This window comes from Paraburkholderia kirstenboschensis (assembly GCF_904848585.1).
Classification (GTDB): domain Bacteria; phylum Pseudomonadota; class Gammaproteobacteria; order Burkholderiales; family Burkholderiaceae; genus Paraburkholderia; species Paraburkholderia kirstenboschensis.
Genome location: NZ_CAJHCR010000004.1, coordinates 492,599 through 506,957, shown reverse-complemented (window position 1 = coordinate 506,957; position 14,359 = coordinate 492,599). Strand labels below are relative to the sequence as shown.

Genomic DNA, 14,359 nt, shown 5'->3' with positions numbered 1-14,359 from the left:
CTACGTCACTACGTCACAGCACGTAACGCGACAGGTCTTCGTCTTCGGCTACTTCGTTCAGCGCGCGGTCCACATATGCCGCGTCGATCTGCACCGTGCTGCCGGAGTGATTGCCGGCGGAAAACGACACTTCTTCAAGCAGCTTTTCGATCACCGTATATAGACGGCGCGCGCCGATATTCTCGGTCTTTTCGTTCACCGAATAAGCGATCTCGGCGAGGCGGCGAATGCCGTCGTCGGCGAATTCCAGATGCACGTCTTCTGTTGCGAGCAGTGCCTGGTATTGTTTGACGAGGCTCGCGTCCGTCGACACGAGGATCGACTCGAAGTCCTTCACCGACAACGAATCGAGTTCGACGCGGATCGGAAAGCGCCCTTGCAGTTCCGGAATCAGATCGCTCGGCTTGGCCAGATGGAACGCGCCGCTTGCGATGAACAGTATGTGGTCCGTCTTCACCATGCCGTACTTGGTGTTGATGGTGGTGCCTTCCACGAGCGGCAGCAGATCGCGCTGCACGCCTTGACGGGACACTTCGCCGCCGCCTGCCTCATTGCGCGACGCGATCTTGTCGATTTCGTCGAGGAACACAATGCCGTTCTGCTCGACGTTCTGGACAGCCTTGGTTTTCACCTCTTCGTCGTTGAGCATCTTGCCGGCTTCTTCGTCGGTGAGAACCTTCAGCGCTTCTTTCACCTTCATCTTGCGGCGGGTTTTCTTGCCGCCGCCGATGTTCGCGAACATGGAACGGATCTGCTCAGTCATGTCTTCCATGCCCGGCGGCCCCATGATGTCCATGCCGACTTGCGGCTGTTCGACGTCGAGTTCGATCTCCTTGTCGTCGAGCAGGCCTTCTCGCAGACGCTTGCGGAACGTCTGACGAGTGGCGCCGCCTTCGTCGGCGGTATCAGCGGCGCTCGAACTGGAGCCGAACCCAACTGGACGTGCGCTCGGCAGAAGGATGTCGAGAATGCGGTCTTCGGCCTGATCTTCCGCCTTGGTTCGCACTTTGCGCATTTCCGATTCGCGCGTCTGCTTGACCGATATCTCGATCAGATCGCGCACGATGCTGTCGACGTCGCGGCCCACGTAGCCCACTTCGGTGAATTTGGTGGCTTCGATCTTGATGAACGGCGCGTCCGCGAGCTTGGCCAGCCGTCGCGCGATCTCAGTCTTGCCGACGCCGGTCGGCCCGATCATGAGAATGTTTTTCGGCGTGATTTCCTGACGCAGCGGGTCTTCTACCTGCTGACGGCGCCACCGGTTGCGCAGCGCTACGGCCACCGCTTTTTTCGCGCGGCCTTGGCCGATGATGTGTTTGTCGAGTTCCGAGACGATCTCGGCAGGGGTCATGGTGCTCATCGTGGGTCCTTACTCGATCGTCTCGATGACGCGGTTATGGTTCGTGTAGATGCACATGTCGCCGGCTATCTCCAACGACTTTTCCACGATCTCGCGAGGCGACAACTCGGTGTTGTCGGCGAGGGCTTTCGCGGCGGCTTGCGCATACGCGCCGCCCGAACCGATCGCGCAAATGCCGCCTTCGGGGTCAAGCACGTCGCCGTTACCGGTGATGACGAGCGTGGTGGTCGCGTCCGCCGCAATCAGCATGGCTTCGAGACGACGCAACATGCGGTCCGTGCGCCAGTCTTTCGCGAGCTCCACCGCGGCTCGCGTGAGGTTGCCCTGATGCTTTTCGAGCTTCGCCTCGAAGCGGTCGAGCAGCGAAAATGCGTCTGCCGTGCCGCCTGCAAAGCCAACCAGCACCTTGCCGTTATAAATGCGCCGGACCTTCTTCGCGCCGCCCTTCATGACGATGTTGCCGAGCGTCACCTGGCCGTCGCCGCCGAGCGCGACCTTGTCGCCGCGGCGCACGGAGACGATCGTCGTGCCGTGAAATTGCTCCATATGCGTTCCTCTTTGCAAAGCGGGTAGGACGCGGCGGCCGGATGCGCCACCGCATGAATCCTGGAAGCGGACGGCGCGCGACGCCTGAAGTCATGGCGGTCGGCGCGCTCGTACAGCGCATGTCCGGTTTATTTTAGGGCTTGCGCTGTCATATCAAGAGCCGGCAAACGGCATAAGACAAAAAACGTGACTTCGCAGGATGACGTTCCCGCGTTATGCGCCAGATCCGCGCGCAAAAGAAAAAAGGCGCACGGATTACCGTGCGCCTCTCGACGAAGCAGCGTTTGTTGGCGCGGCGCCGAAGCCGCGCCGCCGGCGTTCAGTCGCCGAACAGCTTCTGGCGCAGTTCGCGGCGCTCCTGCGCCTCGAGCGACAGCGTAGCCGTGGGCCGCGCGAGCAGACGCGGAATGCCGATCGGCTCACCGGTTTCTTCGCACCAGCCGTAGTCGCCAGAGTCGATGCGCGCGATCGACTGCTGCACCTTCTTCAGCAGCTTGCGCTCGCGGTCGCGCGTGCGCAGTTCGAGAGCGTGCTCTTCCTCGATCGTTGCGCGGTCGGCCGGGTCCGGCACGATCACCGTCTCGCGCAAGTTCTCGGTCGTCTGGCCGGCATTGCGGAGAATGTCCGCCTGCAGCTGTTCGAGCTTGTTCTTGAAGAAAGCGAGCTGATCCTCATTCATGTAATCCTTGTCGCTCATCTTCAGGATTTCGGCTTCGGTCAAGAGTCGTTTCGTCGTCATCTGGCTTACTTCTTCAATGTGAGGCAAAACTCTGCATAGTGCCCGCACTTTCGTATTGCCCGCAAGGCGCTTGGGACGCTGAGCGCAGGGCGGACACGGACGATGGGCTGTCGTGACGCCGAAGCGTCTCTCGCCCACCTAGGGCGTCGCAACGCCAATGCGGGGCCGAACTCCTCTGGAAACCGATTCTCAAATGCTCCTGAGGTATTGCTCCCGGGCAGCAGCCTTGTCAGGCTGCGGCGGCGGGCACTGTCGGCGTGTTCCCCGGATCAGGTTTTCCGGCGCCGCTTCAGGCCCGGCGCGCAATACTCACTGACCGCGCACTGACCGGGCAAATCGTTCTCATTCTCCAGTGGGCACGTATTGTAACTGAATCACAATCCGGCACCGCAACTGGTGGAAATCCCTCTGCGGCGCACCGGTATCCCGAAAATATAACGCGCGAACGGTCAAAAAGCGATGGTCGTGCACGCATTAATACAGCAGGGTTTTCACGCGCTTTTCACACGTGTGCGCCAGCGCACATTTCACGGCGGCTATTGCGCCGCCGCGCCGTGTTTTTTCAGCTGACTATTGCCTGGAAGCGCCTGAAAGCCGCGAACGGCGTTCAGACGAGACAGGCGTCCAGGCCGTCTGTAATCAGGTCTTGCGGCAATTCGATACCGATAAACACCATCTTGTTGGTCTTCTTCTCGACCGGCTGCCATTTCGCCGCGAGATCGCTGCCCATCATTTGATGCACGCCCTGGAAGACGACTTTGCGATCGACACCCTTCATGTACAGCACGCCCTTATAGCGCAGCAGCCGTTCGCCGTAAATCTGCAGAATGCCGCCGAGAAAATCTTCCAGCTTGTTCGGATCGAACGGACGGTCGTTGCGGTACACGAACGACTTGATTTTGTCGTCGTGATGCGCGTGATGGTGGTGCGCGTGATCATGGCCTTCGTGATCGCAATGGCCATGGTCGTGATCGCAATTCGCGTGATCGTCATCATGACCGTGCGTGTGGCCGTGCTCGTCGTGCGCGTGCGCATGGCTATGCGCGTGTTCGTCTTCAACGAGGAAGTCCGGATCGATCTCGAGCTTCGAATTCAGGTTGAAGCCACGCAGGTCGAAGATTTCCTTGATGTCCGCTTCGCCGAAATTGACGACCTTGATCGCCGCCCTCGGATTCATATGCAGCAGACGGTGGCGCAGATCGGCCATGTGCTGTTCGTCGACGAGATCGGCCTTCGTGATGAACAGGCGGTCGGCGAAACCGACCTGGCGTTGCACGACTTCATGCTCGTCCAGTTGATGGTTCGCGTGCTTGGCGTCGACCAGCGTGATGATCGCGTCGAGCAGGAATTCGCTGGCGATCTGATCGTCCATGAAGAAGGTCTGCGCGACGGGACCCGGATTCGCGAGCCCTGTCGTTTCGATAACCACACGGTCGAAATCGAGCTGGCCCGACTGCTTCTGCGCGGCCAGGTCGCTGAGCACGCGCGACAGGTCGCCGCGGATCGTGCAGCAGATGCAGCCGTTGCTCATCTGGATGATCTGCTCGCTCGTGTCCTGCACGAGAATTTCGTTGTCGATGTTTTCTTCGCCGAACTCGTTCTCGATCACGGCGATCTTCATGCCGTGCTTTTCATTCAGGATGCGCTTGAGCAGGGTGGTTTTGCCGCTGCCGAGAAAGCCGGTCAGGATAGTGACTGGGATCATGTTGTTCGCCTATATGTCGTGAAACGATTCGTAATCGAATGGCTGTTCGCATGCATGAGCGCACGCATGAGCGTATGCAAAAGCGGGCGCGGCAGCCTTACGGCGCGCGGCCCGTCTAGCCGGTTATTGAAACATATCTGTCAAGCCGGCGCTGGCAGGCGGTATTCGGAAGCCGTCGCGGTACATGCCCCAGCGTGCCCCAGCGCGAAATAACCTTGAATCTATAGGCGATCAGGCGATTTGCAACAGCAGGCCTTTCAGGTATTCACCTTCCGGGAATGCTGTGAGCAACGGATGATCCACCCCGGCGCCCAGGCGCTTGAGGATGCGCGCGTCGACGCGTGCATCGGCGGCGGCGCTCGCCACGATTTTCTGAAACAACTCGGAATCGATCGCGCCGGAGCACGAATAGGTGAACAGCAGGCCGCCCGGGCGCAGCAGTTTGAGGCCGGTCAGGTTGATGTCCTTGTAAGCGCGCGACGCGCGGTCCACATGTTCGCGCGAAGGCGCAAACTTCGGCGGATCGAGCACGATCAGGTCGAAGCGCTCGCCTTCGTCGTAGAGGCGGCGCAGCGTTTTGAACGCGTCGGCGTCGAGCCAGGTCGCGCGTTCGGCGTCGAAGCCGTTCGCCGCCACGTTCTGCTGCGCAAGCGCCAACGCTTCGCCGGACGAATCGATCGAGACGACGCGCTTCGCGCCGCCTTTTAGCGCCGCCAGCGAAAAACCGCCGGTGTAGCAGAAGCAGTTCAACACGTCCCGATCCTGCGCGAGCTGCTGCACGAGCAGGCGATTGTCGCGCTGATCGACGTAAAAACCGGTTTTATGGCCGTTGCGCACGTCGACGTGATAACGCACGCCATTCTCGCTCGCGATCAGCGCCTCCGAAGGCGGCTCGCCCGCCAGCACGCCGGTGGTCTGTTCGAGCCCTTCCTTCTGACGAATCGACACGTCCGAACGCTCGTAGACATTCGGGCAGCCGGTCGCATCGGCCAGCGCCGCAACGATCGCCTCCTTCCACGTCTCCACGCCGGCCGCCATGAACTGGCACACGAGCTGGCTGCGCTGGCCTTTGTCTTCGGCGACGTAGTGATCGACGATCAGCCCCGGCAGGCCGTCCGCTTCGCCGAAAATGAGCCGCACTGCGCCGGTGTCGTGAACCATGGTTCGACGATGCGCGAGCGCGCGCTGCACGCGGCGCTTGAAGAACGCATGATCGATCGGCTCGCTTTCGTCGAAGCTCCACACGCGGGCGCGGATCTGCGAATGCGGGCTGTACGCGGCGCGTGCGAGGAACCGGCCGTCGTGCGTGCGCACCAGCACGGTCGCGCCGGGCGCGGGATTGCCGTCGATCCGGTCGATCGCGTTCGCATAGACCCACGGATGGCGGCGCAGCAGCGATTTTTCTTTCGACGGTTTGAGCGTAACGGTATTCATCAGGATGTCAGCGAGAACAAAGGGCCGCGCGGCTTGCTGCGCACGCGCGGCGTATGAAGCGAAGGCGGAGACCGAAAAACCGCAAAAGCGGCGTCAGTCGCGTTTTTTGGCGCGCGGATGCGCCTGATCGTAGACGTGCGCGAGATGCTGGAAATCGAGCCCGGTGTAGACCTGCGTCGCCGTGATGCTCGCGTGCCCGAGCAATTCCTGCACGGCGCGCAAGTCTCCGCTCGACTGCAGCACGTGCGTGGCAAACGAATGCCGCAGCACGTGCGGATGCACATTGGCGGGAATGCCGGCCACGAGGGCCGCGCGCTTCACGCGCTCGCGCACCACATTCGGCGACAGCCGGTTGCCGCGCGCCGACAGAAAAAGCGGATGCGGGTCGTGTTTCACCATCTGGTCGCGCACTGCCAGCCACGCGTTCAGCGCGTCGAGCGCCTTGCTGCCGACCGGCACGATGCGGCGCCGGTTGCCCTTGCCGAGCACTTCGACTTCGGCGGAATCGAGTTTGAGCCAGCCTGCCGAGCGATAACCGCCGCCGTCGACGAAACGGGCGTCCAGACCGACGAGTTCTGCGAGACGCAGCCCCGACGAGTAGAACAGTTCGAGCATGGCGTGATCGCGCAAACCTTCTGCCGATGCGGCGGGCGGGCTTTCCATCAGGCGGTTGGCGTCGTCGACGGACAGCGCCTTGGGCAGCGTCTTGGCCTGCTTCGGCGCGCGCACGGTGGCGACCGGATTGGCAGGCAGGCCGACGCGGCCGGCGAGCCAGCGGTAAAACGCGCGCCATGCCGACAGGCGGTGACTGATCGACCGCGCCGTCAGTCCGCCCGCATGCGCGCGCGAAACGGCGCCGCGAATGTCGACGGCGGTAAGGCTTTCGAACGGCCGGCCCTTGGCCAGCAGCCGGAGTTCTTCGAGTTCGTGCGTGTAGCCGCGCAAGGTATGCGCCGACAGCCGTCGCTCATGTTCGAGATTCGACAGATAGGCGGCGATGGGATCGGCTTCGGTCACGGTTGGCTTTTTAACCGGCAGTTGACGCGTGGCGCTCGCTGAATCAGCGCGGCAGCAGACGGCTGAGCGCCGCGCTCGCGAGCCCGCCGATCTGCGTGAGGAAGTCGGTCGCCATGCCTTCGTGGAAGCGCCGCGCATCCGCCGAGCCCATCACCAGCAGGCCGAAAGCCGACGCTTCTTCCTTGCCCTCCGGATCGCGCAGCGCGAGCAGCGCGATGGACTCTGTCGCATGCGCCGACTCGGGCGCGGCGCCCCCCGACGTGTTTTCGTCGGCCGCGCCGGTTGTGCCGGTTGCAGGCACCAGCCATTGCGCTGCCTCGAAACCCGTGTTCGCGCCGCAGTAGGGCGCGGTCAGGCTGTTCGCAAAAATGCGTACTTCCTCTCCGACGTGGCGCGCGAAGTCCGCCTGAGCGTACGGTTCGGCGACGTCCCAAACGCGCAGCGCGGCCTGAGGCACGTCGAAAATGTCGCGCAGGCCGTTGGCGATCGTGCGCGGCAGCGCGTACGAATCGCGCTCGGACATTACGCGGATCGTCCAGCGGTTAAAGCGGGAGGCGATGCTGTCGTTTTCATGGCCGTAGCGCAGCAGTTCGGCAAGCCGGCGCTCGAGATGCTTGTTCTTGTCGCGCAGCATTTCCATCTGCCGCTCCTGCAGCGACACCGCAGCTTTGCCGTGCGGGTTCGCGAGGCGGATGGTCGCGAGGATTTCCGCGTGTTCGGCGAAGAATTCGGGGTTGGCAAGCAGGTATTCGGCGACTTCGCGATCGTTCATGGTTTCGGCTGTAGGACTACGGGACGACGCCTTCATGCGACGCGTCGGTCAATGAGTTAGTGGATCAGTCATGCGCGATTGAACCGGACGCGTTCAATCGGCCAGTTCGATCTCGCCCTGAAAAACGGTTGTGGCGGGGCCTGCCATCAGCAGAGGCTCGTTTGGATGCTTGCTGTCCCATGTGATGGTGAGCTTGCCGCCATGCGTATGGACGAGCACCGGCGCGTCGAGCAGTCCGCGGCGAATGCCCGCTGCGACCGCCGCGCACGCGCCCGTGCCGCATGCCAGCGTTTCACCGGCACCGCGCTCATACACGCGCAGTTTGATTTCGCTGCGACCGACGATCTGCATGAAGCCCGCGTTGACCCGTTGCGGAAAGCGTGCATGCCGCTCGATCACCGGACCTTCGACGAGCACGGGAAACTCCTCCACGTCGTCGACGACTTGCACTGCGTGCGGATTGCCCATCGACACGGCCGAAATCCAGCGCGTGGTGCCGTTGACGTCGAGCGGCCACAGTGTGTCCGCGCCTTCCCGGCGCCCTTCGAGACCTTTGGTAGCGAAAGGCACGCGTTCCGGGTCGAACACCGGCGCGCCCATATCGACCAGCACTTCACCGTTTTCCTGCATGGTCAGCGTGATCGTGCCGTTCTGGACCTGCACGCGCACGCTGCGCTGATCGGTGAGGCCGCTGTCGCGGACGAACTTCACGAAGCAGCGTGCGCCGTTGCCGCAATGTTCGACTTCGCCGCCGTCGCAATTGAAGATGCGATATCTGAAATCGACGCCTTCTACCGTCGGCTTCTCGACCAGCAGAAGCTGGTCGGCGCCCACGCCAAAATGCCGGTCCGCGAGCGCGCGCACCTGCGCCGGCGTCAGGTTGACCGGTTGGGTGTAGCCGTCGAGCACGACGAAGTCGTTGCCCGCGCCGTGCATTTTGGTGAATTTCAGTTTCATCACGCTATTGTAAGTGACGCGCCCAGAAGTGAGCCAAGTCGGTGAGCCAAGTCGGTGAGCCGAACGGCGCGTTAATTCCGCGCTCGCCCGGCAGGCCCATGGTAGGCGGCCGGACGCGCGCCAGTCGGGCAACCGGCGTCAATACACGCTCGGCACGCCGGGCGGCCGCGTCTTGAAACGCTTGTGAACCCAGTAGTACTGCTCGGGCATCAACGGAATCTGTTCTTCGAGGAAAGCGTTCATGCGTCGCGCATCCTCGTAGTCGTCGCCGGTCGGATAGTTCTCCCACGGCTTGAACACCTTCAGGCGATAACCCTTGTAGTTAGGCAGCACTTCGCCGATGAACGGCACTACTTGCGCATGACCGACTTTCGAAAGACGCCCGACGGCGGTCAGAGTGCAGGTCTGCACACCAAAAAACGGCACGAAGGTTGAATTGCGCGCGCCGTAGTCCATGTCGGCGCCAAGCATGACCGGCTTGCGTTCGCGCAACCAGCGCAGCACGATGCGCGCGCTGTCGGCGCGGCTTGCCATGTCCGCGCCGAAGCGCGCGCGCGCCGCCTTGGCGACTTCTTCCAGCTCCGGGTTCGACATCGGCTGATAAAGCGAGCCGCAACGGCGCTTGAGCGAGTAATTGAGAAAGATCGAGCCCGCCTCGATGCCGACGAAGTGAAAGCCCAGAAAAAGCGTAGGCGGCAGATTCGGGTCGGTCAGGTCGATCGCGCTGTCGAGCTGGATCAGCTTCTCGAGTTTCTTTGCAGAGCCGAACCACTGCACGCTGCGTTCGAGGTAGCTGCGGATCGCGTGGCGGAAATGCTTCTGCGCGACGTCTTCACGCCGCTCGTCGCTCCATTGGGGGAAACACAGCTTCAGGTTGATATGGACGATGCGCTTGCGCCGGCTGGGAATCTGATACAGCAGCCAGCCGAGTCCGTCGCCGAGACGGGCGATGAAACCGTACGGCAGCAGCGCGAAGAGTTTGAGAAGGCCGATCGCGAGCCGGGCGCCATAGCGGCTCAGCATGTAGCCTCCGCGGAGGCGCTTTGCGGGACGGGGTTCAGGAAAGCGGAGAGGGGGACGTAATACCGCACTCGTGGACACTCTGTGACAATCAATGGAAGTCGCTATAATAAGGGCTTCGCCGAGTTAATAGACAACTTGCGGGGCGAAGCCGGGCGGTGCGATCCACGTGATATGCGCCTGCCGGTAAGGTAATCCGCTAAAGCGTCGCCGCTTCAGACTCCCGAAGCTGGCTACGTGAAACTCAACCGTAACCACAAAACAGGAGTCTGCAACGTGGCAAACGACTATTTCTTCACCTCCGAATCCGTTTCCGAAGGCCATCCCGACAAAGTCGCGGACCAGATTTCCGACGCGATTCTCGACGCCATCCTGACGCAGGACAAATACTCGCGGGTTGCCGCGGAAACGCTTTGCAACACGGGTCTCGTGGTGCTCGCGGGCGAAATCACCACCACCGCCAACGTCGACTACATCCAGATCGCGCGCAACACGATCAAGCGCATCGGCTACGACAACACCGACTACGGTATCGACTACCGCGGTTGCGCGGTGCTCGTCGCGTACGACAAGCAGTCGCCGGACATCGCTCAGGGCGTGGACCGTGCGCACGACAACAACCTCGATCAGGGCGCGGGCGACCAGGGCCTGATGTTCGGTTACGCGTGCGAAGAAACACCTGAATTGATGCCGTTGCCGATCCACCTGTCGCATCGTCTGGTCGAGCGCCAGGCGAATCTGCGCCGTGACGGTCGTCTGCCCTGGCTGCGTCCGGACGCGAAATCGCAAGTCACGGTGCGCTATGTCGACGGCAAGCCGCACTCCATCGACACTGTGGTGCTGTCCACGCAGCATTCGCCGGACATCGACCTCGGTACGCTGCGCGAAGCCGTGATCGAAGAAGTCATCAAGCCGACGCTGCCGGCTGAGCTCATCAAGGGCGACATCAAGTTCCTCGTGAACCCGACGGGCCGTTTCGTCATTGGCGGTCCGCAAGGCGATTGCGGTTTGACTGGGCGCAAGATCATCGTCGACACGTACGGCGGCGCGGCGCCCCACGGCGGCGGCGCGTTCTCGGGCAAGGATCCGTCGAAGGTCGACCGTTCGGCTGCTTATGCGGGCCGTTATGTCGCAAAGAACATCGTGGCCGCCGGCCTCGCATCGCGCTGCCTGATTCAGGTGTCGTACGCAATTGGCGTCGCGCAGCCGACTTCGGTCATGGTCAACACGTTCGGCACTGGCCGCGTTTCTGATGCAACGATCACGCGCCTCGTGCAGGAGCATTTCGATCTGCGTCCGAAGGGCATCATTCAGATGCTCGACCTGCTGCGCCCGGTCTACGAGAAGAGCGCGGCTTATGGTCACTTTGGCCGCGAAGAGCCGGAATTCACGTGGGAAGCCACCGACAAGGCTCTGGCGCTCGCCGAAGCTGCAGGTACCGAGCCGGTCGCTGCGCTGGCGGACTAACGCTAGCCGTACGCATCTTCAGCTTCAGTGTGAAAAAACCCCGCCGGCTTGCGCCGCGCGGGGTTTTTTATTGGCCGTCGATTGTCGGCGCGGACATCAAGCAATGCGTCGGCATCGCGCGTGGCTTGAGCAGCTCGTGCTTAAGCCGTCCGAAGCCGCTGGATCATTGCGCCTAGCGACGCTTTTGCTGATTAGCGGCTCGCGAACGCGAACGCAAACCAGCCCGTGCTGCCGTTCGTCGACATTCGGCGGGGACGGCGGCTCGCGCTTTGCGCCGGCACGGCGACCGGCGCGCGCTGAATAGCGCTCAGACGCAGCGGTGTCGGTTTGCGCAGGAGAGTGCGTAGTGAGAAGCGGCGCGAACCGCCGCGTGTGCGCAGCGCCGAGAAGAAAGTATTGAACCAGGTGCGAATGCCGTCGACCGCTTTGGCGTCGCGCCATTGTTCGCCTAAAGCGCGCGTGCGCGTGGCGTGGTGACGCAGGGCGCGCACCACGTGGCGGCGTGCGGGACGGGCGGCTTTGAGTGCGGCTCGGGTGAAACGGGTGCTCAGAAGAGTATGCATGGCTTCACAGGTAGGCAGCGTGTCGCGCGATCAAATGTGCGCCAATAGCAGCACCAAGCATGCCAATGGCGGCATCGCGATCGACTGCGCGGGAGCCCGGGATTCGATGGAAAACTGCCCGGCGGACAGCCGGGCGGGCCTTGATGGCCGGTGCAGCGTGCAAACAGGCGGGAATAGCAATCAACATGCGTGCAGGCTACACGTGATTCGTGACGTCTGAAAGTCGGTTTTTACCCTGCGGGTACGGGTTTTCACGAGGTGCGCGAAGACGTTGAACCGAATAGCGCTCGCTCCCCTTGCGTACGATTCGTGTGCGCGGTTGCCCGAGAAACGTGCGGCGTCGTCGCGAGCTGCATGCAAACAGTGCGCAACTGGCAGACTTGCATCAAGTTCATCGCAACACGCGAACGTCAAACAGCAGGCGGTATGATCGCGCCCGTTTTACAATCGAACATCGGTTTGTCGACGGTCACGGAACACCATGTCATTTCATTCGAAGAAAGAGCAGATTCAGACATTGCGGGAGCAGGGCTTCGTCGTCGTGCCTGGCCTTGTGCCGGCCGAGCGTTGCGAGGAAATGAAACAGGTCGCGCAACGTCAGTTGCAGGAAGCCGCGGCGCCCATCGAGTTCGAAGCGGATCTGCAATACCCCGGAGCGCCGTCTTCCAGACATGCGCCTGGCGGCCAGACCGTGCGGCGATTGCTCGATGCGTATGCCCGCGACCGCAGTTTCGCCCAATGGGCGACTGCCCCGGAAATTCGCGGCTGGATGGAACTGTATTTCGGTGAGGAACCGCGCCTGTCGCGCGCCCATCACAATTGCATGATGACTAAGCACCCGGCATACGGCAGCCTGACCGGCTGGCATCGCGATGTGCGCTACTGGTCGTTCGAGCGCGACGACCTGGTTTCGGTATGGCTCGCGCTAGGCAGCGAAACCGTCGACAACGGCGCGCTATGGTTCGTGCCTGGATCGCACACCGCTGTATTCACGGGTGAACGCTTCGACGACATGAAGTTCTTCCGCTCCGATCTCGAGGAAAACCAGGCGTGGATTCGCGCTGCCGTATCGCCCGAACTGAAAGCCGGGGACGTGGTGTTCTTTCATTGCAATACGCTGCATTCCGCGGGCAAGAACATCAGCGATCAGGTGAAGTTCTCGCTCGTGTACACGTATCACGGCGCGAGCAATGTGCCGTTGCCGGGCACCCGCTCAGCGGCGAAGCCTGAAATCGCCTTCTGATTTTTCGGCGCTTTCTGCCGCCGCCGAGGCCTGCGCCGCTTCGCGCCTAGCGCTTGCGGCCAGACAGGGCGATGCCCGTTATTCCCGCGAGCGTCGCCACCACGCCGCCTACGATCAGCATGATTGCCTTGTTCGACGGCGAACCTGTAAAGACGCGGGACAAGTCGCTGCTTACCGAATTGAACGCCTGCCCGCCGAAATACAGCAACACGATGCCACCCACAATCAGCGCGATTGAAATCGCCTTCGTCATTTAACGCTCCATAAGCTCGATCGGCGAAAGTGTAGGGGACCTGCAAGCAGTAGTCCATCCTGCATAGAGGCGTCTGCACGCATTCCGTCGATTGGCTACCATAGCGGTCTGGCCGCACATAAAAACAAACCCACAGCAGCACGCCTCCCGCAGCATGCGATTGCCCATGCCCGTAGATTCCCGGGCGACATCACCATCAAGGACACCAGCAATGGCTTACGAAGCAGCTTCAGAACGCTATTCGGACATGCAATACCGCGTGTGCGGCAAGTCAGGTCTCAAACTTCCCGCACTGTCGCTCGGCTTGTGGCACAACTTCGGCGATACGACGCCGCTCTCCACTCAACGTGAAATTCTGCGTACCGCGTTCGACCTTGGCATCACGCACTTCGATCTCGCGAACAACTACGGGCCGCCGTATGGCAGCGCCGAAACGAACTTCGGCCGCCACTTCAAGGACGACTTCAAACCGTATCGCGACGAGCTGCTGATTTCGTCGAAGGCCGGCTGGGACATGTGGCCCGGTCCGTATGGACAAGGCGGCGGTTCGCGCAAATATGTGCTCGCGAGTCTCGATCAAAGTCTGAAGCGTATGGGCCTCGACTACGTCGACATTTTCTATTCGCATCGCTTCGACGCGAACACGCCGCTCGAGGAAACCGCCGGCGCACTGGCGAGCGCTGTGCAGCAGGGCAAGGCGCTTTACATCGGCATTTCGTCATACTCAGCGAGCAAGACGCTGGAAATGGCGAAGCTGCTCGCCGAATACAAGGTGCCATTGCTGATTCATCAGCCCGCGTACAACATGCTCAATCGCTGGATCGAACACGATCTGCTCGACACGCTCGAACAGGTCGGCGCGGGCACGATTGCGTTCACGCCGCTCGCACAGGGCCTGCTCACCGGCAAGTATCTGAATGGCGTGCCGCAAGACGCGCGCGTCAACAAGCCGGGCGGCGGTTCGCTGAAGGAGGAGCATTTGAGCGCGCAGAACATCGAGCATGTACGCAAGCTGAACGATATCGCTCAGCGTCGCGGACAAAGCCTTGCGCAAATGGCGCTTGCGTGGGCGTTGCGCGATCCGCGCGTGACCTCGGTGCTGATCGGCGCGAGCCGCGCGGAACAGGTGCGTGAGAACGTCGGCGCGCTGAAGAACCTCGCGTTCACGAAAGAGGAACTCGCGGAGATCGACCGCTACGCGACCGAGGGCGGCGTCAACTTGTGGGAAAAGCCGTCGACCGATCAGGCGATCTGATTCCGGCGGCCCTGGCGCCACGCAAATG

14 protein-coding genes are annotated in these 14,359 nt (G+C 61.9%); 3 read left to right on the top strand and 11 right to left on the bottom strand.

The window, feature by feature from the left end; all coding sequences use genetic code 11:
* Positions 1 to 13: 13 nt before the first annotated feature.
* The 9 genes from hslU to JMY24_RS14950 all read right to left on the bottom strand — a co-directional run bounded on the left by hslU (position 14) and on the right by JMY24_RS14950 (position 9,553).
* Entirely contained in the window at positions 14 to 1,360 is a 1,347-nt protein-coding gene (gene hslU / locus JMY24_RS14990; protein WP_201702323.1) for an ATP-dependent protease ATPase subunit HslU, read from the bottom strand.
* 9 nt (positions 1,361 to 1,369) lie between these two features.
* Positions 1,370 to 1,906 carry an ATP-dependent protease subunit HslV gene (gene hslV, locus JMY24_RS14985; protein WP_006050517.1) on the bottom strand — a complete coding sequence of 179 codons (537 nt, stop codon included), beginning with the start codon at positions 1,904 to 1,906 and terminating at the stop codon, positions 1,370 to 1,372.
* A 319-nt stretch (positions 1,907 to 2,225) separates the two neighbouring features.
* A complete protein-coding gene (dksA, locus tag JMY24_RS14980) occupies positions 2,226 to 2,645 on the bottom strand; it encodes an RNA polymerase-binding protein DksA (RefSeq protein WP_012431412.1) in 420 nt (139 codons plus the stop codon).
* Between the two features lie 607 nt (positions 2,646 to 3,252).
* Positions 3,253 to 4,350 (bottom strand): CobW family GTP-binding protein, encoded by a 1,098-nt coding sequence (locus JMY24_RS14975; protein ID WP_128594053.1) that lies wholly within the window; start codon positions 4,348 to 4,350, stop codon positions 3,253 to 3,255.
* 231 nt (positions 4,351 to 4,581) lie between these two features.
* Entirely contained in the window at positions 4,582 to 5,784 is a 1,203-nt protein-coding gene (locus JMY24_RS14970) for a class I SAM-dependent rRNA methyltransferase (protein ID WP_128594054.1), read from the bottom strand.
* Between the two features lie 93 nt (positions 5,785 to 5,877).
* Positions 5,878 to 6,801 (bottom strand): tyrosine recombinase XerC, encoded by a 924-nt coding sequence (gene xerC / locus JMY24_RS14965; RefSeq protein ID WP_201702322.1) that lies wholly within the window; start codon positions 6,799 to 6,801, stop codon positions 5,878 to 5,880.
* 43 nt (positions 6,802 to 6,844) lie between these two features.
* Positions 6,845 to 7,573: a DUF484 family protein gene (locus tag JMY24_RS14960; RefSeq protein WP_201702321.1), complete on the bottom strand. Its 729-nt coding sequence runs from the start codon at positions 7,571 to 7,573 to the stop codon at positions 6,845 to 6,847.
* 93 nt (positions 7,574 to 7,666) lie between these two features.
* Complete coding sequence (gene dapF, locus JMY24_RS14955) at positions 7,667 to 8,530, bottom strand: diaminopimelate epimerase (protein ID WP_128594056.1); 864 nt, start codon at positions 8,528 to 8,530, stop codon at positions 7,667 to 7,669.
* 138 nt (positions 8,531 to 8,668) lie between these two features.
* The gene (locus tag JMY24_RS14950) at positions 8,669 to 9,553 is read right to left on the bottom strand and encodes a lipid A biosynthesis lauroyl acyltransferase (RefSeq protein ID WP_128584934.1); all 885 of its coding nucleotides are present in this window, start codon (positions 9,551 to 9,553) and stop codon (positions 8,669 to 8,671) included.
* A 273-nt stretch (positions 9,554 to 9,826) separates the two neighbouring features.
* On the opposite strand from JMY24_RS14950, the gene metK reads away from it, so the two are divergent.
* Entirely contained in the window at positions 9,827 to 11,017 is a 1,191-nt protein-coding gene (metK, locus tag JMY24_RS14945) for a methionine adenosyltransferase (RefSeq protein ID WP_128584935.1), read from the top strand.
* 191 nt (positions 11,018 to 11,208) lie between these two features.
* On the opposite strand, the gene JMY24_RS14940 is transcribed toward metK, so the two are convergent.
* Positions 11,209 to 11,580, bottom strand: a complete 372-nt coding sequence (locus tag JMY24_RS14940; protein WP_128584936.1) for a hypothetical protein — start codon at positions 11,578 to 11,580, stop codon at positions 11,209 to 11,211.
* 481 nt (positions 11,581 to 12,061) lie between these two features.
* Here JMY24_RS14940 and JMY24_RS14935 point away from each other — a divergent pair, with 481 nt between their 5' ends.
* A complete protein-coding gene (locus JMY24_RS14935; RefSeq protein ID WP_128594057.1) occupies positions 12,062 to 12,823 on the top strand; it encodes a phytanoyl-CoA dioxygenase family protein in 762 nt (253 codons plus the stop codon).
* Positions 12,824 to 12,869: 46 nt separating this feature from the next.
* Here JMY24_RS14935 and JMY24_RS14930 read toward each other — a convergent pair whose 3' ends face one another.
* Positions 12,870 to 13,076, bottom strand: a complete 207-nt coding sequence (locus tag JMY24_RS14930) for a DUF3185 family protein (RefSeq protein WP_128594058.1) — start codon at positions 13,074 to 13,076, stop codon at positions 12,870 to 12,872.
* Positions 13,077 to 13,287: 211 nt separating this feature from the next.
* On the opposite strand from JMY24_RS14930, the gene mgrA reads away from it, so the two are divergent.
* Positions 13,288 to 14,331 (top strand): L-glyceraldehyde 3-phosphate reductase, encoded by a 1,044-nt coding sequence (gene mgrA / locus JMY24_RS14925; protein WP_128594059.1) that lies wholly within the window; start codon positions 13,288 to 13,290, stop codon positions 14,329 to 14,331.
* Positions 14,332 to 14,359 lie beyond the last annotated feature (28 nt).

Coding starts and splice junctions, on each gene's coding strand:
- hslU (WP_201702323.1), bottom strand. CDS start 1,360: ATGAGCACCATGACCCCTGCCGAGATCGTCTCGGAACTCGACAAACAC.
- hslV (WP_006050517.1), bottom strand. CDS start 1,906: ATGGAGCAATTTCACGGCACGACGATCGTCTCCGTGCGCCGCGGCGAC.
- dksA (WP_012431412.1), bottom strand. CDS start 2,645: ATGACGACGAAACGACTCTTGACCGAAGCCGAAATCCTGAAGATGAGC.
- JMY24_RS14975 (WP_128594053.1), bottom strand. CDS start 4,350: ATGATCCCAGTCACTATCCTGACCGGCTTTCTCGGCAGCGGCAAAACC.
- JMY24_RS14970 (WP_128594054.1), bottom strand. CDS start 5,784: ATGAATACCGTTACGCTCAAACCGTCGAAAGAAAAATCGCTGCTGCGC.
- JMY24_RS14960 (WP_201702321.1), bottom strand. CDS start 7,573: ATGAACGATCGCGAAGTCGCCGAATACCTGCTTGCCAACCCCGAATTC.
- dapF (WP_128594056.1), bottom strand. CDS start 8,530: ATGAAACTGAAATTCACCAAAATGCACGGCGCGGGCAACGACTTCGTC.
- JMY24_RS14950 (WP_128584934.1), bottom strand. CDS start 9,553: ATGCTGAGCCGCTATGGCGCCCGGCTCGCGATCGGCCTTCTCAAACTC.
- JMY24_RS14940 (WP_128584936.1), bottom strand. CDS start 11,580: ATGCATACTCTTCTGAGCACCCGTTTCACCCGAGCCGCACTCAAAGCC.
- JMY24_RS14935 (WP_128594057.1), top strand. CDS start 12,062: ATGTCATTTCATTCGAAGAAAGAGCAGATTCAGACATTGCGGGAGCAG.
- JMY24_RS14930 (WP_128594058.1), bottom strand. CDS start 13,076: ATGACGAAGGCGATTTCAATCGCGCTGATTGTGGGTGGCATCGTGTTG.
- mgrA (WP_128594059.1), top strand. CDS start 13,288: ATGGCTTACGAAGCAGCTTCAGAACGCTATTCGGACATGCAATACCGC.